The organism is uncultured Methanospirillum sp. (assembly GCF_963668415.2).
GTDB lineage: Archaea > Halobacteriota > Methanomicrobia > Methanomicrobiales > Methanospirillaceae > Methanospirillum.
On the sequence record NZ_CAXXDL010000001.1, the window covers coordinates 1,269,654 to 1,292,663 of the forward strand.

Genomic DNA, 23,010 nt, shown 5'->3' on the forward strand with positions numbered 1-23,010 from the left:
CCGGAGTCCGGGTTTCACCCTTCCTGCATTTTTAAGATCTTCTGAAGAGTTGAGCCCAGTACAAGGAGAAGCAGCCCCTCAATGATGAGTATTCCGGCAATAATCATCCCAGATACAAGGCCCGGAACGAGTGTGGTGAGACCAAACCCGATCGAGAAGATAGGAAGCATCAACTGAGTATTATTCAGTCTTTTTAGGATCGGTGGAATTTCAGTCGGATTAGCAGACGCAGTTCCATCCCTATTCAGCATCGGGAGAACCTGGTTTGACAGGAGAATAATACCCCCGATGATGTTCAGGGCACCCAGAAGGGTTCTGATCACATCGGTCAGGATGCCTGGAACGATACATGATACAACCCCCATGGATGCAAACCCGATGCCGATCACTGTCAACAGCCATGAGCGTTTGTACTGACCCAGAGGGGTCTCCCCAATCGCCATTATCTGAATAGCATTGATAACCAGCAGGAGCCCGAGCTGACCGTCCGGGGAGAACGGTATCAGTCCGAGATTTACAGGGAAGAGAAGAAGTCCGAGGAATATCATCAGGATTCCAACCACAACTACCAGTGCAACCGGGAGTGGCAGTGAAGCTTCCTTAAATACCGGGTACCTCTCACAGAATGGAATTGCACCCGGAGTCATGCAGATCCTCCCGTAGTTCCTTGTTCTACAGGATACAACCGGTTGACATTCTGGATACACCAGGAGAGGTAGAGGAATCCGATGCCATACAGAATGAGCAGGGCAGAGGTCTGCGGATTGGTGACAAGGCCCGGAAGGAGCGTTACAAGCCCCAATACTACTGACATCCCATAGACCAGACTGCATGCCAGGATGAGCTGGCGGATTGTGCCCGGCTGGTTTATCCATGTCTTTGCCTTCTCCTCTGACACGAACAACTGAAACAGGAGAGCAATCCCCCCGCCAAACAACAGGAGTCCAATCAGTATCCGCACAATATCAGTAACAAGTCCGGGGACAAAACAGGCTAACATGCCAAGAATTGCCGTGCAGATCCCCAGGATTACAACCATCCATGAACGCCTGAGATCGCCAAACGGAGTCTTCCCCATGGTTATCACCTGCAGTGATACCAGCACAAGCAGAAGTCCGTACATACTGTCAGGTGAGTACGGCAGATCTCCGGTGTGAATACTGAAGAGGAGAATACCAAAGAGAAGCATGAATATCCCAAGGACGATCAGGATAACAACCTCTAAGGAGAGGTCAGACTCCTCGTAAATTTTCATAGGCATTTTCCAGGTACCATCGTTGTTGTGTTAGAATTTTTTCCGTGCAATCTTCTTTCCTTCTTCAGAGAGGTAGCCGTAAAGAGCCCCTGCCATAAGAGGAAGCCATGCCAGTATCTCTTCTCTGTTCCTGCCAGTTGACGCACAGTACTTCTCCAGATATACCTCTTCCAGACCATTCTGATACATGCAGTAGTCCAGATACGTCCGGCTTGCATCGGCTTCAGGAGAGCCACAGGAGACTTCGGCCCAGTCAATGATGATGCACGATTTCCCGTCAAAGAGGACATTTCCACCATGGAAATCCCCGTGACAGAGGGCATAATCATCAGGAAAATCCGGGAGCATCCCAAGAAGACGTTCCTTTTCTGCAGGAGTGAGACCAGGACTTCCGATGATATTTCCTTTCAGAACCTGTTTTATCGGGCGAAAGTCAGTTGTAACTGCCTTGTGCATCATGGCCTGAAGGTTTACCACGGTGTCAAGGCATTTTCCGGTCTTTTCCGGGTCTGCAACCATTATGTCAAGGAGTGAACTACCCTGAATGTGATCCATCAGAAGAACCGTTCTTCCGCCAAAGGACTCGACACCGTAGACTGTGGGTGAGGGAATTCTCAGGTCTCCGACCACTGCCATGGTAAAAGCCTCCTGAAACACCTGCCTCTTCGGTTGTCCCTCACGAAAGACTTTGGCAACGATCCCATCACGTGCATATATCACTGCACTCATTCCGCTGCCGATCTGATCCCCATATCGGTTCCTGAATTCTGCGTCATCTCCAATCTCCGCAAAGAGGGAGGTACTTTGAATATTGTCAGCCATTTTTTTACATCCCCATACCATATGCATGAAAATTGGCAGTACGGTTTCCCGTTGAATAAATTCTCCCGTGCATGCTTAACTTATTCGATCCATTCATGCTGAGCAGATAGATTCCTCGAGATATAGTCTCCTCAGGTAACCGGGTCTCTGGTCGCCCTACTCTGTACTGGATCCTGTGAATACGGGCGGCAAAAGCGGCAGCATGCGGCGGAGTATGCTGATCTGCCACTCTGACATATAACCCCTGTTTTTAAAACCGGCACCAATTCAGGCTTAGTATATCACTGTGGGCGGCAATGCGGCAGATCCGGGGATCAGATACCTGAATCCCACCATCACCCCAGGGGTATACCCCTGCTTCATACCCGCTCATCTGCCGCTCTCTGATCTAAAGATCTAATATATTCATTTTATTTATTATTCAAGAGAGAAAGAGGGCTTATTTTTAGAGCGGCGCCTTCCCGCATCGTTTCGCTTTGGTCTTTCTCTGCCGCAATGCCGCCCAACCCTGAATGTCAGGGTCATCACCTTGCCTGAAGGTAAAAACCCGGACATATGGACCAAGGGGAGACAAAAAAAGAAAGGCCCGATTTAACTGATCATCGGGATATCGTTCTCACGGTTCAGGGTGATGTAAAGATCCACTGTCTCACCATTTCCCGGGTGCTGGTCGATCGGTTCTGAAGCCGTTACATAATCAGGGGCACTTACTGTAATCGTTTTATACGGAGTTCCGGTAGTGTACACCGGGACGACAAGGACATTGTCTGATATAACCCCTTTCACTTCACCGTCAAAGGATACCGTTGCACCTGGAACATTGCAGTAGATATCATACCAGCCCTGATCACCGCCGATCGGTTTGGGAGCATATGTCGGATGTGGAGTCGGGACCGGGCTTATATCCACATAAATGTCCATGACCTCTCCTTTTACCGGGACTTTAGTAAGCGGACGGGTCACAGACTGATGGAACCCCTCCTGATCATAGGTTGCAGTGTAGGATTTGTACGGGGTTCCGGTGGTGTACACCGGGACAGAGAGTTCTCCATCGGTGATCACACCTTTGATCTCGTTGTCAAGAGAGATTTCAGTCCCATCAGCGTGGCAGTGAAACACATACCAGGCCCGGTCCCCTCCGATTGTATTGGAAGTACTGGCAGAGGCTGCTCCACAACCACAGGCCAGAACCAGAAGTACAATACAGAGTTTCAGTAGATTTGAATGCCGTTGCATAACGTATAGAGGATACTGCTTACAGATAAGTCTTCACGCCCTTTCAGACTACAGGGTATACAATCTGGAGATCTACCAATTGAAATATGATTATGCAGGGATGATTTGCACAGCAGAGTGAGAATATATAAATGTCATAGAACAAGCACCTATGCCTGTAATATCATATACGTCTGAATATTATTCTGAATCAGCCTGAAGATCTTCTGATATCGGCAAACCTGGTTAATCCTGGTAGTACACCATGAAACGTAGCAGCATCCTGATCCTGATGAACCTGTTCCTTCTCGTTGCGGTATGTGGATGTATCACCGGGTTCTGGTTCTTCTCAGAGGAGAGTTACAATGCAATAGAACGTAAAACCCTGGATACCTCCCTTGAATATCTTCAAACGGGAATAACAGATCAGGAGCATCAGATCATCACCGTACTCATGGATTACGCCTGGTGGGATGATACATACACGTTTGCAACCGGCAATTACCCGCAATTCCCTGATGACAACTTCAACAACCTTACGCTTAAAAACCTCAATATTCATCAGATAACTATCCTTGACCACCAGAACAGACCGATCTACTCGAATGGATTTAACTCTGAAACCCATCTCTCCCCTCAGGATATCCCTCCTGCTACCCTGGAACTTCTGATCCCATCACGGGAGAGAGATCCCAGGACTGCTCTGGGAGTTATCAACGGTACTCCATATCTCTTCTGCAGTGTGATGATCCTTCATTCAGATGCTTCCGGGCCGCCAGCAGGTACCATCATCTTTGGCAGACAGATCAACAGGACATTCTGTGATGCTCTGCAGCGGACACTGCATCATCCGGTAACTGTTACGACAGTCAGGTCTGGATCGATGCCCACAGAGCAGAGAGCATACGGATTCCCCCTGATCATACCGGCAATAACTGAAGAGACATCAGATCAGATTGGCAACTCATTCACAACACTCAGCTCAGATGAACAGTACGTGATCACCTTCAGTATCACGCGAACCAAAGATATCGCAATCGCCGGACGAAGTATCATAGGGGAATCTCTTGTCATACTCGCCATTCTTGCCAGCCTGTACTCAGGCATCATGACCTTCATCTTCCTCTCTGTGCTCTCACACTATGAGCACGACCAGGAGGAACTTGAAGCAAAAAGGCAGGAGATCAGGATCCACAACGAGCGGAAGGAGATCTCTGACAATATCAGGAGAATACTCGACGTGTTCCTCGAATTCGGATCAGACTCACAGGAGAACATTCAGAAGATGGTATGCCTGACTGCTGATCTCCTCCATGCCGACTGCGTGATATATTCTCAGTTCACCAGTGGGACAGACCGGATCATCGCTTCTACGAATCTCCCTCCGGGTTATATTCCGGCATCTGATACCGGGGGGAAGATCTCTACATATCTTATACACCGGGATGAACCTGATGTCTGTCTTCTTCTCCCGCTTGATAACACGGAATTTAAAGCGACCGATCCCCTTGTTCAGGCCGGAAATTACCAGGTATACCACGGATGCAAATTCTTTTCCACACCTGGAAACCCGGGAACATTGAGTGTTTATTATCAGAAAGAATACGAACCCGGAGAACTGGACCAGGTCATTCTCAACCTCATCTCAAATGCAATAGCCATTGAAGCAGGCAGAGGAGACTTTCAGACTGTTCTCCAGGATTATACCCGCCAGTTGGCAGAAAAGTCGCATGAACTCGCACTGACAAATATCGATCTCCAGGAGCGATCAACTTTGGTCGAGAATCTCCTTCAACGCAAGAAGGAACTGATCGTCCAGATCGGCCATGATCTCAGAACCCCGCTCACCCCGATCATCGGACTGCTCCCTTATCTCAGAAAGAATGAGAGTAATCCTGAAAAACTTGAGGTTTTGAATCGGATTGAACTTGGGGCATTCCGGATCAGAGCGTTGCTTGACAAGATCCTGATTCTGCAGCAGATGGACGCAACCCAGACAGATGAGAAGATAGGAGTCACAGATATCGGCTCAATAATTGAGATGGTGATCACACAATACAGGAATGAGATCGAAGAGAAAAACCTCTCTGTCAAAACAGATATTTCAGACTCCCTGTTTGCCAGGATTCCTGATAAAAGCCTCCTTCTTGTGATCGAGGAACTGACCAGGAACGCAGTCAGGTACAACAGGCAGGGAGGAACGATTCTGTTCTCAGGGTATCGTCAGGATGATCTCATCAGAGTGTGTGTCGGTGATACAGGTAACGGCTTGAGTGTGACCGAAATAGAGCGGATATTTGATTACTTTTACAAGACCGATCTCTCACGGCACGAGATAGATACCCATGGCCTGGGCCTTCCCATCGTCAGGCATATTCTTGAGAAATACCAGGGAACCATAATCGTGGAGAGTGAAGGCGTGGGAAAAGGATCACAAGTCTGTTTCTCATTACCTGCTGCGAAGAATGAGCCCGAACCCATTGATTCGGACTACCAGATAACAGGCCGCTCTTCCGGTGACCGGTAGAGGGAATGCCCGGGACCCACATCAGGGAAGGCATCATAAAACTCAGGAATATTGAAAGGTGCCGCATTGGCCCTGAACTTTCCCCACGGATGCCGGTCAGTTACTACACTGGCCTTGAGAAACTCAGCAGTGGCAGATCCCTGCATACTCCTCGCAAAGGAGAGGAAGACCTGCTGTGCAGGGGTGACGGTACCGGAGTCCGGTTGCTTTGTGTCATCATCGCTGGTTTCTTTCCATGCATGGTACGCAAGCGTGAGCCCGCCAAAGTCGGCAACGTTCTCACCCACGGTGAGGTTCCCGTTCACAAAAACACCAGGAGCAGCCTCAAACCGGTCAACCTGATCGATGATCAGGGCTTCCTGCTCTGCAAACCTTGCAGCGTCACCAGGTTTCCACCAGTCACGGAGGTTACCATCCTTGTCATACTGACCTCCCTGATCATCAAAACCATGGGTCATCTCGTGGCCGATCACGGTTCCAATACCGCCGTAGTTGACCGGGGCATCTGCTTCAGGGTCAAAGAACGGGGGCTGGAGCATCGCTGCAGGGAAGACGATCTCGTTTCTGCCCGGTGAGTAGTACGCGTTCACAGTCTGGGGAGACATCATCCAGGTGGTCTTATCCACAGGTTTCCCAATCTTTTCCAGGCCCAGAGGACCATGAATTAGTGAGTAATGATTTGTTTCAAGAATATTTCTGATGTACGAACCGGTCAGGTTCAGCCCTGAATAATCCATCCAGACATCGGGATACCCGATCTTCTCATCCATCGCATCAAGTTTTTCAACCGCTGCCTCCCGGGTGCCATTCTCCATCCAGGTGAGGTTCAGTATCCTCTTCCTGAGTTCTGATCGTATCGTATGGGAGATGGTTCTTGCCTGCTCTCGTGCATCGGCATGGAAGTAGTTCTCAACGTATCGCTTGCCAACCTCATCAGAGAGCCCTGCATCCACGGTGGCAAGGACCAGTTTCCATCGTGGCTCCGGGATAGACACTCCATCGAGAATACGCCCGTAAAAGTTGAAGTGCTCATCCTCAAACGGCGGTGAAAGCGAGTCTGACAGTGAATCCACAAGCCTGAACCTGAGGAAGGCTTTCCAGTCTTTGAGCGGTATCACCTTCAGCATCTGGTCCAGCTTGTGAATCGCTGTGATCTGGTGCAGGTTTACCAGGTCTGATCTCCCTGACCCGTTGATTGATGCAAGGGTTTCCCAGCTGATATTCGGGTACTGAGAGTTCAGGTCCTGCCAGGTGAGGATATGAGTTGTATTCCAGGGATCCTGGTTTTCAACCGGGTTGTACTGTGCAGAGGCCAGTTCTTCCTCGATCCTGTACACACTCTCTGAATCCAGGGCTGCTTCAGTCTCACTCTCATTCATCAGAAGGAAGACATTTTTTATATGCTGCCGGTATTCCTCCCTGATCTTCCTCCCACCTGTGCTGTTACGAATGTAATACTCCTTGTCAGGCAGACCCAGACCGCTCTGTTCAACCTGGGGAATGATCCTCGTTGAGTTCGTTGGATCCTGATCTGCATAATAGACAAAGAACGGAAAGATACCTTCCTGAACAAGCATGACAGAGCCATTCATAAGATCTTCGTGTGAAGAGATGTTATCGATCATGCCCAGTTCCCCTGCCAGGGGGGAGAGTCCCTCGCGGTTGATCACCCCGGTGTCCATGCCGCTCTGGTAAAATTGCCCAATAAGACTCTCTTCTCCGGCAGCATACCGGCCGGACTCGTTATCGAACAGGGCTTTCAGCTGATCAATGGTTCTCTCCTCGACCTCTGTGAACGCGGTGTATGAACTTTTATTTTCAGGAACCGGGTGATCTGTTATCCAGGCATTGTTCACGTACCCGAAGAGATCATCGCCAGGGCTGACTCCGGTGTCCAGAGTGAATGGACCTGATCCGATGGTGATGTTAGCATACCCAGCAGTGATCAGGAAGGGAAGGAGGATGACTATGAGCAGCAGGATCTTTACCATTCATACCCACAAAGGAACGGATATTCGTATGCAGAGTTGATCTGACCAGGTGGAGAGGCTGCACCCATCCCACTGTCGTCCTCATTTCCGACACCTCCTGGCATACCATTTATGAAAGATTCAACCAGATCTATTGAGATTATATGTATCTCATCCTTCTTCATTACAGATCAGATCTCAAAACTGTCGAATCATTCGTCCCTGAACATACCAGATTCCTCCAGAAGAACTATGACCGTGGTACCTTTCTGATGTCAGGGAGACGGATCCCAAGGACCGGCGGTGTGATTGTGGCACGAGCAGAAAGCGAGGAGATACTCTGGGCGATCATCAGGGAGGATCCATTCTATATCAACGGTGTTTCCGAGTATGAGATCATACCCTTCATCGCCTCGATGACTGCACCGGGTCTTGAATCATATAAGGAAACCATTCCGGCATAATCCGATCTCCAAAAAACTGGTTTCCGAACCACCGGGAGTATCAGGGTTTACACCAATACCATCAGACTCACAAAAAATTGGGCTTTTGAATGCCTCTTATTGACTGAAGAAGGGGACTGAGCTTACTGTTGCATTGGGATCTTTCTGCTGGATCTTTCCACGTGCACAAGTCTGATTCCGGGAGTCATAACAGATGTCAGAGCCGCATGGCTTGAGATCCAGGTTCTTTCCCTCATACACCTTTCCCCTGCAGCATGATTGTGTGGTCAGGTTGAAACTCTTGTCACCACAGACACCCCACTTCATTCCGTCATAGACCTTACCTAAACTGCAGGACTGCGTAGTAAGATTGTAACAGGTATTCCCGCCACAGATGCCCCACTTTAACCCGTCATAGGTGTGTTTTAAGCAACAGGACTGGTTTGAAGGATTATAGGTTCCATCCCCGCACTCAGGGAAACACGGACCATCAGTGACTTTCTTTGAACAGCAGGTCTGTGTATCCATGTTGTAACATGAGTCACCGCATTTAGAGTAACGAGTACCTTCGTAGACCTTTCCATTACAGCAGGACTGGTATTCTGGATTATAGGTCTTATCTCCACACTGGAGCATCTCGGTATTCGCAGCCATACATGAGGTGATTCCGGTGAACAGAAGGATCAGGACACCGGTACTAAAAAGAAACAGCGAACGCTTCATCACATATCCGTTCACTGCATGAGTTCATATCTTTTCAGGCAACCAGTATAGATCAAACACCTGAGCGCTTGCCCAGCTTATATTCAGGACACCTGTCATCATGAATCCGGAAAATTGTTGCTCAAATGGCTGTCATCTGCACCCGGACAGGGAGGCCACAGATCAGTGTAGTATCTGTAAAGCAGAATGCTGTGAAGAATGCATCCATGAAGGGACCGGCATCTGTAAAAATTGTCTCTTCAAGGGAGCAGTCCTGCTTGTGGTTTTGATGATCATCATCTCGTACACTGCCTGGTTTGGTCTGCTCCTGTAGATCATTCATGAATACAATGATAAGACCAAAAACCAGACAGGCAGGAGAGAACCGTACATCTCATACCCACGAACGCCATAGTACTGGATACGGATCAGGAGACCCTGTCTTTTGATCTGACTGTCTACCGAGATGAGATCAGTAATCAGAACGGAACTTCGTTCTTCGATCCTACACCCACTATACAAGGAAACAATGAGGCTCTAGTATGGGATGCCTAGAATCACTCCCCTATGAGGTACTTCTTTCGAAGATCTCTTTCAAGGAAGCACGGGAATACCTTGCCAGTTTTCCAGAGAAATACGACGTTGAACCGGGCTATAAGATGTTTGAAGTCAGGATCATCGGAGTTCCCCCAATAAGGGTTGCAGTAGACGGGGATGCCGTTATCTTCCCGTTTACAAAACCCTGTCATGGAACTTTTTTACTCAGGGTCCCTGACGGCAGGGAAGAGATCGAAAAACTCAGAGGAAAGAAGCAGGTTTAGGTATGCGACCATACATTCTGGTAAACGTGGCAGTCTCTGCAGATGGAAAATTATCGACCCGGGAACGCAGGCAGGTGAAGATTTCAGGTTCTGATGATTTTGACCGGGTTGATATTATAAAGTCAGGTGCAGATGCCATCATGGTCGGAATAGGTACTATCCTTGCTGATGACCCGTCGCTTACCGTAAAGTCACCGGAGCGGATTGCAGATCGGCTCAGTTCAGGAAGGCCCGAGCATCCGATCAGGATCATCATCGACAGCAGGGGACGGACACCTCCTGACGCCAGGATTCTTCACAAAGGTCCTGGAAAGCGGATCATTGCTGTCTCATCAGCAGCTCCTGAGGAACGGATTGCTGCGCTCAGGCCTCACGCAGAGATCATCTCTGCCGGATCTGAAGAGGTGGATCTGGCTGCACTTATGGAGGTGCTCGGTAGCCAGGGAGTGAGGCGTCTCATGGTTGAAGGGGGTGGAACTTTGATCGCCGGCCTCTTTAACGCAGATCTGGTGGACCAGCTCAGCATGTTTGTAGGTAATATCATCATCGGAGGATCCGATGCCCCCACACTTGCCGACGGACCCGGGTGGGCACAGGAGACCGACTTCACACGGCTCGAACTCATGCAGATCCAGCAGATGGATCAAGGGGTTCAGATCGACTGGAGAGTCAAACGATAACAGGCATTTTAGAGAAATGACTCATAATATCGTTTAGAATTTTCAGGCAAATTTGAGGCATCGTGCAGAACCAACTCCCTTATTAGCTCAAGGGGAAGATAATACTAGAAACTGGTGGAGCAGAGTGGAAGGCGCAATTTTTATAGTCGAAGATAATCCGGTGATCAACGATCTGATATCGTGGAGGCTTACCGAACTTGGGTTTACAGTCATGGGAACGGCTGAGGACTACCAGGGGGCACTCGAAAAACTGGAGCAGTATGCCCCGGATAAGCGCCCGAAACTCGTCCTGATGGACATAAATCTACCAGGAGAAAAGGACGGTATCATGGCAGCAGAGGATATCCAAAGCAGGTTCTCAATTCCCATCGTCTACATAAGTTCAGTCATGGACGATCCGACAATAGAGAGAGCAAAACTCACGAAGCCAAGGGGTTTTATCGTCAAGCCCTTTACGGATAACCAGCTCAAGGCAACGGTTGAGATGGCACTCCAGAAATAAAAATGTTAGAAATATTCTTCAGAACATTCCGATAAAATTGCGAAGGATCTGAAGTCCCGCCTCTCCGCTCTTTTCAGGATGGAACTGGGTTCCCCAGACTGTCCCGTTTCGTATTGATGATGCAAACCTGTTGATGTACTCGGTTGAGGTCACCCTGTACTGATCAGGAGTATCCGCCCAGTACGAATGCACGAAGTAAAAGAAGGAATTATCGGGAATTCCTGAATACAGGGGGTCATCAGGCTGCGCCAGTGAGATCTGATTCCAGCCCATATGAGGAATTTTGTACCCGGGTGTTCGTTCAAACCGCTTCACCGTTCCAGGTATAAGACCCAGACCGGCAGAAAGCCCGTGCTCTTCAGAGAACTCCATGAGCATCTGCATGCCAAGACAGATCCCAAGGACAGGCACCTGCCCTTGTGCATCTAGGAGGGCTGTCTTGAGATCAGAGAGCCTTGCCATTCCTTCATGAAAGGCCCCGACCCCGGGGAGAATTATCCCGTCTGCAGCTCTGATCTCATCGAGGTCTCCGGTTATGCTCACATTCCCGCCAACTTTTTCGAGAGCCTTGCTGACACTGCGCAGGTTGCCTAGACCGTAATCCACGATCGCTATCATGCTCACCTTTCAGACCTCCCTGATCTTCTTCCCTGCCCGGTCTGGGCATCATGCCTGGCAAATGACTCAGGTTCTTCCTGGGTCCGGTCATTTCTGACACGCCATGTTCCTTCGGTCATCCATGACTCGGGAAGCCCCTGCCTGACACGCCACGCCTCCATCTTCTCCTCCCATTCCTTCCAGAGCTCGGGAACATGGCTCTGAATCCGCTCAAGGATGGCCATGTCACTTGCCGGGCACATGTAACACCCCATCCGGTCAACCCCGTGGGTGTACATCACGTTAAACGGCGCCTTCTCCCTGAAGATATAGAGCCAGACATGCATGGCAGTCCAGTTGTGAATAGGGGCAAGACAGATCTGGTTGCGGACAAAGGCGTTCCTCCAGACCCGGGGATTCTTTGCACGTGATGCGGACTCGTACTTACGCTGCCCGACAAACGAGACACACTCATTCCAAGTACTCTCGATGAACTTTCTGAGTGGCTCAAGTTTGGCCGTCTTACAACACCACCGGCAGTCAACTGCCGGGGGACCCTGAACCTCGAACTCACGCCAGAACTCACCCATTGAGTCAACATTGAGGCACTCGAGATCATACCGTTCGGTCACCTGCCTGACATTCTCATAGGTGGAGGGGAACTCCATGCCTGTATCGATGAAGAGGATCGGCAGTTTCCGGTAGGTGTTCATCACCACGAGGAGACTGGCAAGACTGTCCTTTCCTCCAGAATAAGAGACACTGGTGGGCAGGTGTTCATAGGGGCCGATATGCTCATCGATAAACTGCTTTGTTGCAGCCTCAAGCCGGGTCAGTACATCTTTGTTTGCTGCAACCGCCTCATCCCAGGTTGCAGGGCCGGGGGTGAACTGTGATCTGATATTTTTCCGGCTTCTGACGATCTGCCCGCGTTCCATCGCAGCTGCCTCTTTGGCATCCACCTTCATCCTGCCGACACCGACACACTCGCCAGACCTGGTGAGCATGAAGACCTCATCACCGGCAGCGATATCGGGATCACAACTGACAAATCCGGGAGCCAGCAGGCTTGCTCCCTCCCTGATGGAAGGGCCGGCACCATCATCCACGATCACGTACCGTTTTTCAGGCTTCTGGATCAGAGCGGCTTGTGGACGTGGGAGTGCATCCCATTTTCTGGTCTCGGGAAGGTATCTGATCGCTCCCACCACGGCCCCGCCGACCACGATCTCCTCCATCCGATCCTTGTCAGGAACCTTGTTGACGAGAGCGACCCAGCCGTCCGGGATGAGCGTAATTCCGAACCGGTCGCGGTAGAGGTTATTTATGAACGAGATATCATCTGGAAAGGCAGGCCTTGCATCTCCGGGGGGGGTTACCGGAACCGATCGGGCCTCGGCTCCGCAGGCACAACGGTCTGCCATGACCGGAGCATGACAGGTATCGCACCAGTGCAGGAGAATTTTGCCGTGATAAAGTCCACCCATGCTGCCGTAATTGTTTGATCCATTCCTAGATACGGTTATGGACCGAATGCAGAGCCGTTCGGCTCTTACATTTTCACGTATAATTCAGGAGTAATCAATATTCATATTCAGAGAGACAACAGGGTCGGTTTTTGTGAATACCAGAATAGTCAACTCCCCCTCACGCGCAGCGAACAAAATTTTGATCACTAAATAATTGATCGGAGATGATCGACATTAGGATGATAACCTGAAATTTTTAAGGGGGTTACAAACTAGCCACGAACAACACGCGCCGTATGATGTTACATGAAACAGGCCTGTTGATCAGATCCTGATGCTTCATCAGGAGGTGAACTGGCACAGATGTACCCTCCTTTCACAAATTTATCTCTCCGGCAGCCTGGTTGCAGAATGATATGCCACACCCGTGGATGCGCCATGTTACCAGGTTTGATGAGGATACCCTTCACAAAACCCTCCCCTCAAGGGAAGAACAGGATCATCAGAATACCCAAAAATATCGCCCCATTATGGAATACAGGGAAATCAACAAGTAGATATAGAGAGGGTCCGGATGATAACTCAGGTGAACACGCATGCCTCTCCCCCCACTCGTTCGCCCGGTATCGGTCACTCCGTACCTGGCATGTTCACCGGTGATAGCATGCACGCATCCGGCAATCAGGAGTCGTGCACGTGAGTTGATCCGGGGAACCAGTACAGAATATGAACAGATCCAATGCCTGTACACGTATGTACGGGATGGAATATCCCATTCAGTCGATGCAGGGCAGTCCCGACTGGTATGGAAGACTCCGCAGGTGATGGCTGCAGGTCATGCACTCTGTGTAATCAAATCACACCTGTTTGTCTCTCTCTGCAGATCGGTAGGGATTCCTGCTGGACTCTGTTATCAGAGACTCAAGAAAGAGGATGGAACCTATGTCCTTCACGGACTTGCTGCAGTCTGGATCGAGGATGACGGGCGATGGATCCGCCTTGACCCACGTGGAAACAAGCCGGGTGTTGATGCACAGTTCAACCCTGACGGTACCGAACAGATAGCCTACCCGGAGATGGAAGATCAGGGAGAGTGGCTTGACCCGTACATCTATTCCGAACCCTGGGATGCGGTCATACATCTACTCCAGGTGTCATCGGATGTGCCATCATTCATCAGCGCAACGGCACAGATCCACTCACCTCCCCGTCATGCTCACCGGCCGAGTTCATCACTCCCGATTCCGGTATAACCCCCCTTTTTACATTAAAAAGTCCTTTTCATCGGTCCTACCTGGGGCCCCCAGCCGGGCACCGTTGGGGTTTTTATCGGTGGTAGGGAAGTCCCCTGTTGATTGTGTACGCCCGATAAATCTGTTCGAGCAGGATGAGACGAACCATCTGGTGGGGAAACGTCATCGATGAAAGAGAGAGGAGCAGGTCTGCCTGGACTCTGACCTCATCAGATAACCCATGCGGACCACCGATAAGGATGGCAATATGATGTGGGCCGTCGATCTCCCATCTTCTGACCTGATCGGCAAGGCCCTCGCTTGACACATTGACTCCTCCAGGATCCAATGCGATCAGATATTCTGCCTGTCCGGCAGCCTTGAGCAGGTATTTGCCCTCCTGCCTGCAGGCTGAACTGATCTCATGAACACCTGCACCTTCTCGTATCCGTTCTTCTGAGAACTCGACAATCTTGAGGGTACAGAATCCGGAGAGGCGTTTGAGATATTCAGCGATGCCATCGCGAAGGTATGCCTCTTTCACCTTTCCGATGGCACAAATATCGATCTGCATCAGGAATGGTATGTATGAAGAGGGTGACATAATGAAAGTATATGCCACAACATACTGCCGGGGACAAGGCGCCGGCATTTGCACTCCCTGACCAGAATGCTGCCCTGCGAACGGATGAGGAGTTCAGAGGATCCTGGGTTATCCTGTACTTTTACCCGAAAGACAACACATCAGCCTGCACAGCAGAGGCACTTGCGTTCTCCGCAGTCTATGAAGAACTCGCAGAACTCGGAGTCCCAGTGGTAGGAGTCAGTCCTGATTCCGTTGAGAGCCACCGGAAGTTTGTCCAAAAGCACGACCTGCATCTCACCCTGCTCGCAGATCCCTCACACGAAGTCATTGAAGCATACGGAGTCTGGGTACAGAAAAAGATGTACGGCCGGGAGTATATGGGTGTTGAACGGAGTACGTTCCTGATAAGCCCGGACGGAGTGATCATGGAGATCTGGCGCAAGGTCAGGGTCAAGGGCCATGTTGAAGCGGTCTCTGCGCGACTTCGTGAACTTATGCCGGCAGGGAGCCGGTGATCAGAAGACCTCCACCCCGTCATCCATCGGTTCGCGCAGGCGTTCACCGGTATACGCATTTATCTCAACGATCTTCTTCCCTTTTATCTGCCACACCGGTATGAAGAGTTCGCGCAGTTCCAGTGCGATATTGCTCCGCTCTGGCGCGACATTCTTCTCTTCATAATAGATGGCATCCCCTTTTATCTGTCTGGCCTTCACTTTCCGGGTCATGCTTCTGATGAGGTCCCCCGTAATCTTCTCATCAGCAGCCTCTTTGTCGATCTGCGCTCTGACAACCTCGGACCCCTGTGGGATACTCCTGCGGGTCACGGTATCAGGATCAACATCAATAAGCGAGCCGTTTATGGCATTCAGCGCACCGACACCAGAACCATCAAAAGAGACCTCCTGCTCCTTGAATGATCCTGATCCCCTGCTCGTGAACCGGTATAGCCAGTACGGAAGGAATTTCAGGGTTGCAACCCCGGGAACTCCTGCCTTATCTTCGGCCTCCTCGCGGTGAACGCGGACCGGGAGGTGGGGGATCTTGATGCCGCTGCCCGCGGGGTCATCAGGGTACTCGCGGCTGCGGACAGAAGCGCCCGATTCACCAAGCGGCAGAAGAAGCTCCCTGCCGATAACACGCGAGAGCGTTGCCTCACCTGCATACCTGGCAAACTCCTCTGCATACCAGACGATGCAGTCCTGAACCTCAATGCCTGGATCAAAGGTGACGAGCAGTTTCTCGCATACCTTCTCTCCCTGATCCCCCTTGACGGTGTACTCGGTCTCTGAGAACCTGCTGACCTCTTCCTGGTCATCTGAACAGACAACAACCAGATAAGTACTGCCTGACACGGCTGAAAGGTCAATGGGCGGAGATGCGTGATGCACATCATATCCTGCTGACTTCAGAATATCAGAAATTGCCCTGACTGCTTTCTCCCTTATCCTCTGTTCCATTGTATACAGATTCACTCGTAAAAAAGAATATTTTTCTATCTATATACCGGATTAACTGAGTTATGAGCGATCCTCTCAGGTTTGTCAGCCATCGGATCGAGGATTATGCCATGCAGGTTACCTTTGAACCTGCAAAGGGGACCGGAACGGTGGTCTATAATCTGTCACTAATTCACAAAGAGGATCTCGAATACGCCCTCTCGGTGTTCAGAGCGACATGCGAGGCAGGAGTCTCACCAAGCGGTCTCATCAGGGTACTGCACGAGGGCGAGGACAACGATGGGTACACGATTCCGTCTGGTCACTGCGGCCTGCTCACGCTCTGCAGCACCACCCTTGACGGGCTCCTGGTAAAGCGGGGAATCCCGTTCAACCCGGTCGGCGGTGGAGTTGTTGAGGTTACCGAGAACATCCCACGCAGATTTACTCACCTGATCAAGTACGAGTACACGACCATCGATCCCCTGCAGGTGCTGATATCACAGGAGATCACCTCGGTTCTGAATGTCATGCGGACCGGAACCGGGAGCCTCCTCGGAAACATCAGGGAATGCCACATGGAGGCTGAAGACAAGGTCGAGGAGGTGCTTGAAGAACTCAGCGAGAGTTACTTCACCGGTATCCTTGATCTTGGTCTGCCAAACACCCCGTGCCTCGGGGTTGCGGTCGATCCCCAGTACATGGGTGTTGCAGCCCTCGGAGGAACGAACTGGATCGCGGCCCTGCGTGAAGAGGGGATATATGTCAGGATGCAGGCGATGAAAGGGGTGACCGACATCTCAAGGATGGAATTTATCACCGACATGTAAATACTTACGAGGTCATTTATACTCCCACGTACGAGGATGATATGATATGATAGATCTCCCTCTCAATAACCCGGACATACGATCAGGGGCAGAGATCCGTTCAGTGCTGGCAGATCCTTCCTGTGTCTGCGAAGGACCCTTATACGAAATGTACCGGGGGGTCTGTCGCAATAGTTCAGATAAAGAGTGGCTCGACTCACAGCAGATCAGGTACGATGTCACCCGTATTCCTCCCCGCACCATCTGCAGAGAGTGGATCAAGACAAAGGGTCATTACCACCCGCTCTCACCGGACGGGCTCTCATATCCTGAGATCTACGAGGTACTGGAAGGGGCAGCGTATTACATGCTCCAGAAGCGTGACCTGTCAGACATTTTGCTGGTCAGGGCTGAGAAAGGTGACCTGATCCTGATACCCCCGGGATACGGACATATCACCATTAACCCGGCAGGCGAGACCCTCACAATGGCAAATCTCGTCTCATCGGCGTTTGAAAGCCAGTACCTGCCGTACGAAGAGATGAAGGGAGGAGCATACTACATCTTTTCAGACGGGAGCATGAAGAAGAATCCGGCATACCCGGCAGATATTCCGGAGATCAGGATCGTTGACGCAACCGGCACCCATCTCCCTGAACCATTTCCGGATAAGAGCCTGTACGACCTGGTTGGGGATGCGATGAGGCTCAGGTTCCTCAACCATCCACGCGAGTTCGAGGAGTTATACCCCGGACTCTATCTTTATACCTGATTGATCAGATTCGGTGCAGGATTTTGCTTGTGCCAGGCAGTTGCACACCGGGATACTACTTTTTTCTCTATCTCTGATTCCGGTATCCATCCGCTCTGATCAAGACTTCTGATCGCGGCGTCAATCTCAACATAGGAGAGCCCGAGTTCACCTTCATCGGTCTGCCCATGCCAGAGGCCTGCACTTGGTGCACGTGATATGATCGAATCAGGAACGCCAAGGTACCGGGCGAGTTCCCAGACCTCTGACTTGAGCAGGTGAACGATGGGCTGAACATCTGCTGCGTTATCACCGTGTTTTGTGCAGTACCCAAGGATGAACTCGGTCCTGTTCGAGGTTCCGCAGACGAGGTACGAGTCACGGTTTGCAGCATAGTAGAGGACAGTCATCCTGGTGCGTGCCATCAGGTTGCCAAGAAGATAATTGGTTTCAACAAAACCGGGAAGCCTGCGGTACTGATCCACGATATGACCAATAGGGATGGTTTCAACCCGAATCGAGAGACCGGCGGTAAGCGTTGAGACATCAACAGCATCTGTGGGAGGGGTGACCTCGCTTGGCATGTATATCCCGAGTACCCGTGAAGAACCCACAGCACGAGCACAGAGGGTTGCCACAAGCGCGGAGTCGACACCACCGGATATACCAACAACAAAGCCGTTACCCTTGGACTTCTCCATCGTATTTTTGAGCAGATCGCAGATCGAATCTGCGGTATCAGAACAGTCTGGCATAAGCACCAGTATACCACTTCCCATCGGAACTGAAAAAGATTTCAGTCCTCTTCTGCAAGAAGCCTGATATGATCGCGGTAATGCCGCAGGGCATGGGGAGCAGACGGGTGACGTGAGGAAAATGTACTGAGCAGGTTACGCAGGGGATTATCTGGATCTTTCCATAAATTCCCGGGAGATTTTGACCCAACTCCAGATACCCCGTGATGCTCTGCATACACCTTCAGTTCTTCTGACGGGATCTCCCTGAACGGCTGCATCACCGGGAGCGATATACCGGGATGAGCATCATACAGGAGTAGATCAACATTATTACCGAAGAGGACCTCCAGGGTCCTGACTGCAATATCCTCTGCAGTATCAGGGAGGGCTAAACGGGTTATTCCTGTCTCTTCAGCAATTTCTGACAGAATCAATCCAGGTACAGATTCTTCTCTCCGGGAGTCAGGAATGGTGAGCATGATGATGCTGATATCTGACCGCTGCTTCAGGAGTTTCTCAAGAAAAACGAGCAGGGGAGCGCTTCCCCGCATACCTGTAAAAACACCGATCCGATCCCCCCTGACCAGCCAGTGATTCTGCCTGATCACCCGCTTTGCTCTCGCCTCGATGTCAGCAGAGAGATGATCTGCGCATAAATATCTACCCGAGTAGCGTTGATGGCAGACGGCAGACATCCTGCACCGGTCACACTGCATAAAAATCCCAATCAGTCTTAACTATTCTCTGCCATAAACCCATAAGCTGATGCATCTCTCGGCTGATGATGTCAGGTCTCTTCATAAGTATGATCTCAGGGTCCTCCAGTCAATTGAGTACCTCATGAGCAGGTATGACTGGGTACCGGTCGAAGAACTCATTAAAAATTCAAAACTCTCTGCAAACGAGGTGAATTTCCGAGTACGGCGACTTGTGGACAAGGGAATGATCAAGTTCAGCCAGATTCCATACCCCGGATACTGCTTATTATACAACGGATACGATTCCCTCGCAGTAAGTCATCTCGCCAAAAAAGGAACAATATCAGCACTCGGAACCCTCGTTGGTGTGGGGAAAGAGTCGCTTGTGTATGAAGCGATCGGAACAGGTCCTGTGATCCTGAAATTTCACCGGATAGGGCAGCGATCGTTCAAAACGGTCCAACGATCGCGGGGATTCCTTCCCGACAAGGGGCACTGCCCATGGATCTTTGCTTCCCATTTCTCAGCCGAGCAGGAATATATTGCCCTTTCAACCCTGCATCGGACGGTTCCTGTGCCTATCCCAATCCTGATGAACCGCAACGTTGTTGTGATGTCCTACATTGCCGGTGTAAACCTGAATGCGGTGACGCTGGCGGATCCCGGACAGTTCTTCGATGAGATCATGGCTGGCATAGCCGGGGCATATAAACTTGGTTTCGTGCACGGGGATCTCTCAGAGTACAACATCATGACCGACGGGCAGCATCCTGTGATCATCGACTGGCCTCAGTGGGTGGCACCTGATCATCCCAATGCAGAAGAGATCCTGGATCACGATATCAGAACCGTCTGCCAGTTTTTTCAGCGGAAGTACCAGTTACGGGTCGATCCGGATGAACTCAGAGGCAGCGTGATCGGGTGAAGGTCTTCGGGATCGACATCATCAGGGGATCTACCCGGTCCCGGACAGTAACTCCCAAGTACGCACTCGTTACGGTCATTGATGGGAAGGTGACCAGTGAGGAGAGCGTCTCTCTTTTCAGGCTCATGCGGCTCGTCCACCGGCACAGGCCGGATATTCTTGCGGTGGATAGTATCCAGGAGGTTGCACCGCATACCCAGGACGTGTATCGGTTCATCGAGCAGCTCCCCCCGCAGACCAGGTTCGTATCTGTGACAGGGGGAGAGAAGCAAACCGGGCTTATCCAGGTGGCAGCGAGGTACAACATCACCTTCAACCGGCTTGATCCTTATGCAGAAGCACGGGCGATAGCCCTGGTCGCTTCGCAGGGAGCCGGTGTTGAGGTTATCGCGTTTGAGAACGAGACCGAGATAGTGGTCTCGCGAAACCGGTCACCTGGAAAGGGAGGATGGAGTCAGAACCGGTACGCCAGGAAGATCCACGGGAACGTGCTCACCTATGCAAGAGAGATTGAGCACGAACTGCAGAGTGAAGGGCTCAACTTCTGGAAGAAAGAGTTCAAAGCATTCGGCGGTGTATCACGGGTGGTCTTTCATGTCAGGGAGAAACGTGAGGACGTCAGGATTCCCACATCGAAAGGAGGGGATGTCCAGGTCAGGATATCAGGCAAACGGCTTGAGCGTATCCAGTTCAGACCGCTTACCACGAGACCGAGGTACCTGATCGTCGGGATAGATCCCGGCACGACGGTAGGGATTGCAGCTCTTGACCTGAACGGCGAGCTGATGAAGGTCCACAGTTCACGCCAGATGAACATGGGGGACGTGATCGAGTTCCTGTATGAGATAGGAAAACCGATCATCATCGCAACAGATGTGTCACCGATGCCCTTCTCGGTTGAGAAGATACGACGGGCATTCCAGGCCGTGGCATACATACCCAGGCAGGACATCAGCGTTGAGACGAAGTATGAGCTCGCGGGAAAGTACGGGTATGGAAATGACCACGAACGCGATGCCCTGACCGCTGCGATTGAGGCTGCACGGTTCTGGAGACACAAGTTTACAAACATCTTCAAACGTGTCCCACCCGGCGTGGATATGGATGAGATCAGGGCCGGGATCATCAGGGGCCAGTCTCTCGACCAGATCCTTGGAGCGCTCCGGGGAGAGAAGCATACAATAGAGGCGAAAAAGCCTGAGATCACCCTTGACTCATCAGACGAGAGAGTAAGGATCCTGGACGGACAGGTCAAGGATCTCAGGGTTCTTGTCAGTGATCTACAGAAAGATATCGAAGGGCTCAAAGAAGAGAACACGAGACTGAAAGGTGAGAACAAAAACCTGAAGTCTGCGAGAGGCCGCCAGATCAATGCCAATCCTGAAATTGCCAGAAGAGACCTTATCATCGAGAACCTGAAGAAGAGGGTTCGGTTTGAGGAGAAGAACAACAAAAAACTTCACAAACGGCTCAAACGGATGAAAGAGGTAGAAAATAGCGATTCTGATGCAGATCTCCAGATTGTCAAGGTGATCGCTGACCTCTCACGTGAGAGTATCAGGTCTCTGAACGAGCGCATCGGGATCAAAAGCGGGGATGTCCTGCAGGTCAGAACTCCGGGGGTCTGGGGGAAGAACATCATCCATGACCTGGGACAGACAGGGATTGGTGCTATCATTATCGGTGATCGATCTGCCAGCACCATCCCTGAGGAACTGCTTGAACTCTCGTTTACAGAGGAACTCCCGGTTCTTCCCGGTGCGTCAGTGCCGGTGAGCACCAAAGGTGACTTTGGATCCTGCGATCCCGACCTGTTTTACGAGGCGATGAGCACCTGGCAGGACGGTCTTGAGGAGTTCAGAAGGAAGCAGAGCGAGGCGATGCTTGACGGAATCTTCAAAGAGTACCAGGCGCAACGGGAGAAACAGGTGAGACGGGATGGATGACCGGGAGCTGCTTTCAGTCATCTGCCCGGTGCTTGGTGATGAGGCCTGCAGTGACGACTGTGCAATTTTGCCGGTGATGAAAGGGACTCCTGTTGTTTCTACAGATATGCTCCATGAGACAACAGATTTCCCTGCGGGTATTTCTGACTGGCAGATCGGTTGGATGGCAATGGCGGTCACCATCAGCGACATTGCATCGATGGGTGCTGCACCACGGTATCTCACCCTTGCCATTGGGTTAGACCGTGAAGACCGGCTTGAGGAGATCGTACATGGGGCTCAGGCATGCTGCCAGAAGTATGGTGCCAGGTATATCGGGGGAGATCTCGATGCCCACACCGAACTGACCCTTGTCTCAACCGGCATCGGTGAGGTAGAGGACGGAAGACCGGTCAGGAGGTCAGGGGCGATGCCAGGTGATCTGATCGGTGTTACGGGAGTTCAGGGGCGGGCGATAGCCGGTCTGAAGGGTGACAGACAGTACTGGAGAGACCTCTGTGAGCCGGCGCCACGGGTGAAAGAAGGGATCTCTATCAGACTGGCCGGTGCCACCGCGATGATGGACATCAGTGACGGGCTTGCGATCTCGATCCATGATTTGATGAAGGCATCAGGGACCGGGTGTAAGGTCAGTAGTTCGGAGATCCCCTGTATCCCAAATTATCCACCAGAAGAGTCGCTCCGGATGGCTCTCTACGGCGGCGGCGACTTTGAACTCTTGTTTACAATACCGCCAAAAAGTAGGAAAGAACTCCCTGCTTCAGCAGTGCTAATCGGGAGGGTGACAGAAAAGCAGGAGATTCTGCTTGACGGATCTCTGCTTCCGGCTGAAGGATACCGGCATCACTGGTGAAGATTCAGAAATATAAAAAATTGGTTTGAAG

General features: G+C 51.1%; 26 protein-coding genes. 12 read left to right on the forward strand and 14 right to left on the reverse strand.

Annotation, left to right across the window (positions count from 1 at the left end; genetic code table 11):
• Nucleotides 1-14 precede the first annotated feature (14 nt).
• The 4 genes from ACHZA2_RS05825 to ACHZA2_RS05840 all read right to left on the reverse strand — a co-directional run bounded on the left by ACHZA2_RS05825 (nucleotide 15) and on the right by ACHZA2_RS05840 (nucleotide 3,313).
• On the reverse strand, nucleotides 15-647 hold the full coding sequence (locus tag ACHZA2_RS05825) for a hypothetical protein (RefSeq protein ID WP_319578917.1): 633 nt from the start codon (nucleotides 645-647) through the stop codon (nucleotides 15-17).
• A complete protein-coding gene (locus ACHZA2_RS05830; protein ID WP_319578918.1) occupies nucleotides 644-1,255 on the reverse strand; it encodes a DUF308 domain-containing protein in 612 nt (203 codons plus the stop codon). Before ACHZA2_RS05830 ends, ACHZA2_RS05825 begins: the two co-directional genes overlap by 4 nt.
• A gap of 30 nt (nucleotides 1,256-1,285) precedes the next feature.
• Nucleotides 1,286-2,077, reverse strand: coding sequence for an aminoglycoside phosphotransferase family protein (locus tag ACHZA2_RS05835; protein WP_319578919.1), 792 nt, complete (start codon nucleotides 2,075-2,077; stop codon nucleotides 1,286-1,288).
• A gap of 591 nt (nucleotides 2,078-2,668) precedes the next feature.
• Nucleotides 2,669-3,313 carry a hypothetical protein gene (locus tag ACHZA2_RS05840; RefSeq protein ID WP_319578920.1) on the reverse strand — a complete coding sequence of 215 codons (645 nt, stop codon included), beginning with the start codon at nucleotides 3,311-3,313 and terminating at the stop codon, nucleotides 2,669-2,671.
• A gap of 244 nt (nucleotides 3,314-3,557) precedes the next feature.
• Between ACHZA2_RS05840 and ACHZA2_RS05845 the strand changes: the two genes are divergently transcribed.
• Nucleotides 3,558-5,819 (forward strand): CHASE4 domain-containing protein, encoded by a 2,262-nt coding sequence (locus ACHZA2_RS05845; protein WP_319578921.1) that lies wholly within the window; start codon nucleotides 3,558-3,560, stop codon nucleotides 5,817-5,819.
• Here ACHZA2_RS05845 and ACHZA2_RS05850 read toward each other — a convergent pair.
• On the reverse strand, nucleotides 5,783-7,810 hold the full coding sequence (locus ACHZA2_RS05850; protein WP_319578922.1) for a M13 family metallopeptidase: 2,028 nt from the start codon (nucleotides 7,808-7,810) through the stop codon (nucleotides 5,783-5,785). The genes ACHZA2_RS05845 and ACHZA2_RS05850 overlap by 37 nt on opposite strands.
• 143 nt (nucleotides 7,811-7,953) lie before the next feature.
• Here ACHZA2_RS05850 and ACHZA2_RS05855 point away from each other — a divergent pair, with 143 nt between their 5' ends.
• Nucleotides 7,954-8,253, forward strand: a complete 300-nt coding sequence (locus tag ACHZA2_RS05855) for a YciI family protein (protein WP_319578923.1) — start codon at nucleotides 7,954-7,956, stop codon at nucleotides 8,251-8,253.
• A gap of 96 nt (nucleotides 8,254-8,349) precedes the next feature.
• On the opposite strand, the gene ACHZA2_RS05860 is transcribed toward ACHZA2_RS05855, so the two are convergent.
• The gene (locus ACHZA2_RS05860) at nucleotides 8,350-8,955 is read right to left on the reverse strand and encodes a hypothetical protein (RefSeq protein ID WP_319578924.1); all 606 of its coding nucleotides are present in this window, start codon (nucleotides 8,953-8,955) and stop codon (nucleotides 8,350-8,352) included.
• Nucleotides 8,956-9,076: 121 nt separating this feature from the next.
• Entirely contained in the window at nucleotides 9,077-9,277 is a 201-nt protein-coding gene (locus tag ACHZA2_RS05865; protein WP_319578925.1) for a hypothetical protein, read from the reverse strand.
• 199 nt (nucleotides 9,278-9,476) lie between these two features.
• Between ACHZA2_RS05865 and ACHZA2_RS05870 the strand changes: the two genes are divergently transcribed.
• The 3 genes from ACHZA2_RS05870 to ACHZA2_RS05880 all read left to right on the forward strand — a co-directional run bounded on the left by ACHZA2_RS05870 (nucleotide 9,477) and on the right by ACHZA2_RS05880 (nucleotide 10,937).
• Nucleotides 9,477-9,755, forward strand: coding sequence for a DUF1894 domain-containing protein (locus tag ACHZA2_RS05870; protein WP_319539711.1), 279 nt, complete (start codon nucleotides 9,477-9,479; stop codon nucleotides 9,753-9,755).
• A gap of 2 nt (nucleotides 9,756-9,757) precedes the next feature.
• Complete coding sequence (locus tag ACHZA2_RS05875; protein ID WP_319578926.1) at nucleotides 9,758-10,435, forward strand: 2,5-diamino-6-(ribosylamino)-4(3H)-pyrimidinone 5'-phosphate reductase; 678 nt, start codon at nucleotides 9,758-9,760, stop codon at nucleotides 10,433-10,435.
• A 124-nt stretch (nucleotides 10,436-10,559) separates the two neighbouring features.
• A complete protein-coding gene (locus ACHZA2_RS05880) occupies nucleotides 10,560-10,937 on the forward strand; it encodes a response regulator (RefSeq protein WP_319539709.1) in 378 nt (125 codons plus the stop codon).
• Nucleotides 10,938-10,955: 18 nt separating this feature from the next.
• On the opposite strand, the gene hisH is transcribed toward ACHZA2_RS05880, so the two are convergent.
• The 3 genes from hisH to ACHZA2_RS05895 form a co-directional block, all read right to left on the reverse strand.
• Nucleotides 10,956-11,555 carry an imidazole glycerol phosphate synthase subunit HisH gene (hisH, locus tag ACHZA2_RS05885; RefSeq protein WP_319578927.1) on the reverse strand — a complete coding sequence of 200 codons (600 nt, stop codon included), beginning with the start codon at nucleotides 11,553-11,555 and terminating at the stop codon, nucleotides 10,956-10,958.
• Between the two features lie 2 nt (nucleotides 11,556-11,557).
• A complete protein-coding gene (locus tag ACHZA2_RS05890) occupies nucleotides 11,558-13,021 on the reverse strand; it encodes a phosphoadenosine phosphosulfate reductase family protein (RefSeq protein ID WP_319539707.1) in 1,464 nt (487 codons plus the stop codon).
• Nucleotides 13,022-13,305: 284 nt separating this feature from the next.
• Nucleotides 13,306-13,473: a hypothetical protein gene (locus tag ACHZA2_RS05895; RefSeq protein ID WP_319578928.1), complete on the reverse strand. Its 168-nt coding sequence runs from the start codon at nucleotides 13,471-13,473 to the stop codon at nucleotides 13,306-13,308.
• Between the two features lie 126 nt (nucleotides 13,474-13,599).
• On the opposite strand from ACHZA2_RS05895, the gene ACHZA2_RS05900 reads away from it, so the two are divergent.
• Nucleotides 13,600-14,256 (forward strand): transglutaminase-like domain-containing protein, encoded by a 657-nt coding sequence (locus ACHZA2_RS05900; protein ID WP_319578929.1) that lies wholly within the window; start codon nucleotides 13,600-13,602, stop codon nucleotides 14,254-14,256.
• 73 nt (nucleotides 14,257-14,329) lie between these two features.
• Here ACHZA2_RS05900 and ACHZA2_RS05905 read toward each other — a convergent pair whose 3' ends face one another.
• Nucleotides 14,330-14,809, reverse strand: a complete 480-nt coding sequence (locus tag ACHZA2_RS05905; RefSeq protein WP_319578930.1) for a 23S rRNA (pseudouridine(1915)-N(3))-methyltransferase RlmH — start codon at nucleotides 14,807-14,809, stop codon at nucleotides 14,330-14,332.
• A gap of 41 nt (nucleotides 14,810-14,850) precedes the next feature.
• Here ACHZA2_RS05905 and ACHZA2_RS05910 point away from each other — a divergent pair, with 41 nt between their 5' ends.
• Entirely contained in the window at nucleotides 14,851-15,336 is a 486-nt protein-coding gene (locus ACHZA2_RS05910; protein ID WP_319578931.1) for a peroxiredoxin, read from the forward strand.
• On the opposite strand, the gene ACHZA2_RS05915 is transcribed toward ACHZA2_RS05910, so the two are convergent.
• Nucleotides 15,337-16,281 carry a hypothetical protein gene (locus ACHZA2_RS05915; protein ID WP_319539702.1) on the reverse strand — a complete coding sequence of 315 codons (945 nt, stop codon included), beginning with the start codon at nucleotides 16,279-16,281 and terminating at the stop codon, nucleotides 15,337-15,339.
• Nucleotides 16,282-16,343: 62 nt separating this feature from the next.
• Between ACHZA2_RS05915 and ACHZA2_RS05920 the strand changes: the two genes are divergently transcribed.
• Together ACHZA2_RS05920 and ACHZA2_RS05925 are read left to right on the forward strand one after the other, a co-directional pair.
• Nucleotides 16,344-17,090 carry a DUF128 domain-containing protein gene (locus tag ACHZA2_RS05920; RefSeq protein WP_319539701.1) on the forward strand — a complete coding sequence of 249 codons (747 nt, stop codon included), beginning with the start codon at nucleotides 16,344-16,346 and terminating at the stop codon, nucleotides 17,088-17,090.
• 46 nt (nucleotides 17,091-17,136) lie between these two features.
• Entirely contained in the window at nucleotides 17,137-17,841 is a 705-nt protein-coding gene (locus ACHZA2_RS05925; protein ID WP_319578932.1) for a glucose-6-phosphate isomerase family protein, read from the forward strand.
• Here ACHZA2_RS05925 and ACHZA2_RS05930 read toward each other — a convergent pair.
• Both ACHZA2_RS05930 and ACHZA2_RS05935 read right to left on the reverse strand, forming a co-directional pair.
• Complete coding sequence (locus ACHZA2_RS05930) at nucleotides 17,832-18,599, reverse strand: NAD+ synthase (protein ID WP_319578933.1); 768 nt, start codon at nucleotides 18,597-18,599, stop codon at nucleotides 17,832-17,834. The genes ACHZA2_RS05925 and ACHZA2_RS05930 overlap by 10 nt on opposite strands.
• A gap of 17 nt (nucleotides 18,600-18,616) precedes the next feature.
• Nucleotides 18,617-19,273 (reverse strand): hypothetical protein, encoded by a 657-nt coding sequence (locus ACHZA2_RS05935; protein WP_394698504.1) that lies wholly within the window; start codon nucleotides 19,271-19,273, stop codon nucleotides 18,617-18,619.
• 49 nt (nucleotides 19,274-19,322) lie between these two features.
• Between ACHZA2_RS05935 and ACHZA2_RS05940 the strand changes: the two genes are divergently transcribed.
• From ACHZA2_RS05940 to thiL, 3 genes are read left to right on the forward strand one after another with little or no spacing between them, the layout of a single operon-like run.
• Nucleotides 19,323-20,180 (forward strand): RIO1 family regulatory kinase/ATPase, encoded by an 858-nt coding sequence (locus ACHZA2_RS05940; protein ID WP_319578935.1) that lies wholly within the window; start codon nucleotides 19,323-19,325, stop codon nucleotides 20,178-20,180.
• A complete protein-coding gene (locus ACHZA2_RS05945; RefSeq protein ID WP_319578936.1) occupies nucleotides 20,177-22,126 on the forward strand; it encodes a DUF460 domain-containing protein in 1,950 nt (649 codons plus the stop codon). Before ACHZA2_RS05940 ends, ACHZA2_RS05945 begins: the two co-directional genes overlap by 4 nt.
• On the forward strand, nucleotides 22,119-22,979 hold the full coding sequence (thiL, locus tag ACHZA2_RS05950) for a thiamine-phosphate kinase (protein ID WP_319578937.1): 861 nt from the start codon (nucleotides 22,119-22,121) through the stop codon (nucleotides 22,977-22,979). The genes ACHZA2_RS05945 and thiL overlap by 8 nt, the downstream gene beginning before the upstream one ends.
• The last annotated feature ends 31 nt before the right edge of the window (nucleotides 22,980-23,010 follow it).

Bases quoted from the DNA above. Each gene is read 5' to 3' on its own strand.
- ACHZA2_RS05930 (WP_319578933.1), bottom strand. From the start codon at position 18,599: ATGGGAAGTGGTATACTGGTGCTTATGCCAGACTGTTCTGATACCGCA.
- ACHZA2_RS05855 (WP_319578923.1), top strand. From the start codon at position 7,954: ATGTATCTCATCCTTCTTCATTACAGATCAGATCTCAAAACTGTCGAA.
- ACHZA2_RS05890 (WP_319539707.1), bottom strand. From the start codon at position 13,021: ATGGGTGGACTTTATCACGGCAAAATTCTCCTGCACTGGTGCGATACC.
- ACHZA2_RS05920 (WP_319539701.1), top strand. From the start codon at position 16,344: ATGAGCGATCCTCTCAGGTTTGTCAGCCATCGGATCGAGGATTATGCC.
- ACHZA2_RS05835 (WP_319578919.1), bottom strand. From the start codon at position 2,077: ATGGCTGACAATATTCAAAGTACCTCCCTCTTTGCGGAGATTGGAGAT.
- ACHZA2_RS05910 (WP_319578931.1), top strand. From the start codon at position 14,851: ATGCCACAACATACTGCCGGGGACAAGGCGCCGGCATTTGCACTCCCT.
- ACHZA2_RS05925 (WP_319578932.1), top strand. From the start codon at position 17,137: ATGATAGATCTCCCTCTCAATAACCCGGACATACGATCAGGGGCAGAG.
- hisH (WP_319578927.1), bottom strand. From the start codon at position 11,555: ATGATAGCGATCGTGGATTACGGTCTAGGCAACCTGCGCAGTGTCAGC.
- ACHZA2_RS05845 (WP_319578921.1), top strand. From the start codon at position 3,558: ATGAAACGTAGCAGCATCCTGATCCTGATGAACCTGTTCCTTCTCGTT.
- ACHZA2_RS05860 (WP_319578924.1), bottom strand. From the start codon at position 8,955: ATGAAGCGTTCGCTGTTTCTTTTTAGTACCGGTGTCCTGATCCTTCTG.
- ACHZA2_RS05870 (WP_319539711.1), top strand. From the start codon at position 9,477: ATGGGATGCCTAGAATCACTCCCCTATGAGGTACTTCTTTCGAAGATC.
- ACHZA2_RS05875 (WP_319578926.1), top strand. From the start codon at position 9,758: ATGCGACCATACATTCTGGTAAACGTGGCAGTCTCTGCAGATGGAAAA.
- ACHZA2_RS05935 (WP_394698504.1), bottom strand. From the start codon at position 19,273: ATGCAGTGTGACCGGTGCAGGATGTCTGCCGTCTGCCATCAACGCTAC.
- ACHZA2_RS05905 (WP_319578930.1), bottom strand. From the start codon at position 14,809: ATGCAGATCGATATTTGTGCCATCGGAAAGGTGAAAGAGGCATACCTT.
- ACHZA2_RS05865 (WP_319578925.1), bottom strand. From the start codon at position 9,277: ATGAATGATCTACAGGAGCAGACCAAACCAGGCAGTGTACGAGATGAT.
- ACHZA2_RS05940 (WP_319578935.1), top strand. From the start codon at position 19,323: ATGCATCTCTCGGCTGATGATGTCAGGTCTCTTCATAAGTATGATCTC.
- ACHZA2_RS05915 (WP_319539702.1), bottom strand. From the start codon at position 16,281: ATGGAACAGAGGATAAGGGAGAAAGCAGTCAGGGCAATTTCTGATATT.
- ACHZA2_RS05850 (WP_319578922.1), bottom strand. From the start codon at position 7,810: ATGGTAAAGATCCTGCTGCTCATAGTCATCCTCCTTCCCTTCCTGATC.
- ACHZA2_RS05900 (WP_319578929.1), top strand. From the start codon at position 13,600: ATGCCTCTCCCCCCACTCGTTCGCCCGGTATCGGTCACTCCGTACCTG.
- thiL (WP_319578937.1), top strand. From the start codon at position 22,119: ATGGATGACCGGGAGCTGCTTTCAGTCATCTGCCCGGTGCTTGGTGAT.
- ACHZA2_RS05830 (WP_319578918.1), bottom strand. From the start codon at position 1,255: ATGAAAATTTACGAGGAGTCTGACCTCTCCTTAGAGGTTGTTATCCTG.
- ACHZA2_RS05840 (WP_319578920.1), bottom strand. From the start codon at position 3,313: ATGCAACGGCATTCAAATCTACTGAAACTCTGTATTGTACTTCTGGTT.
- ACHZA2_RS05825 (WP_319578917.1), bottom strand. From the start codon at position 647: ATGACTCCGGGTGCAATTCCATTCTGTGAGAGGTACCCGGTATTTAAG.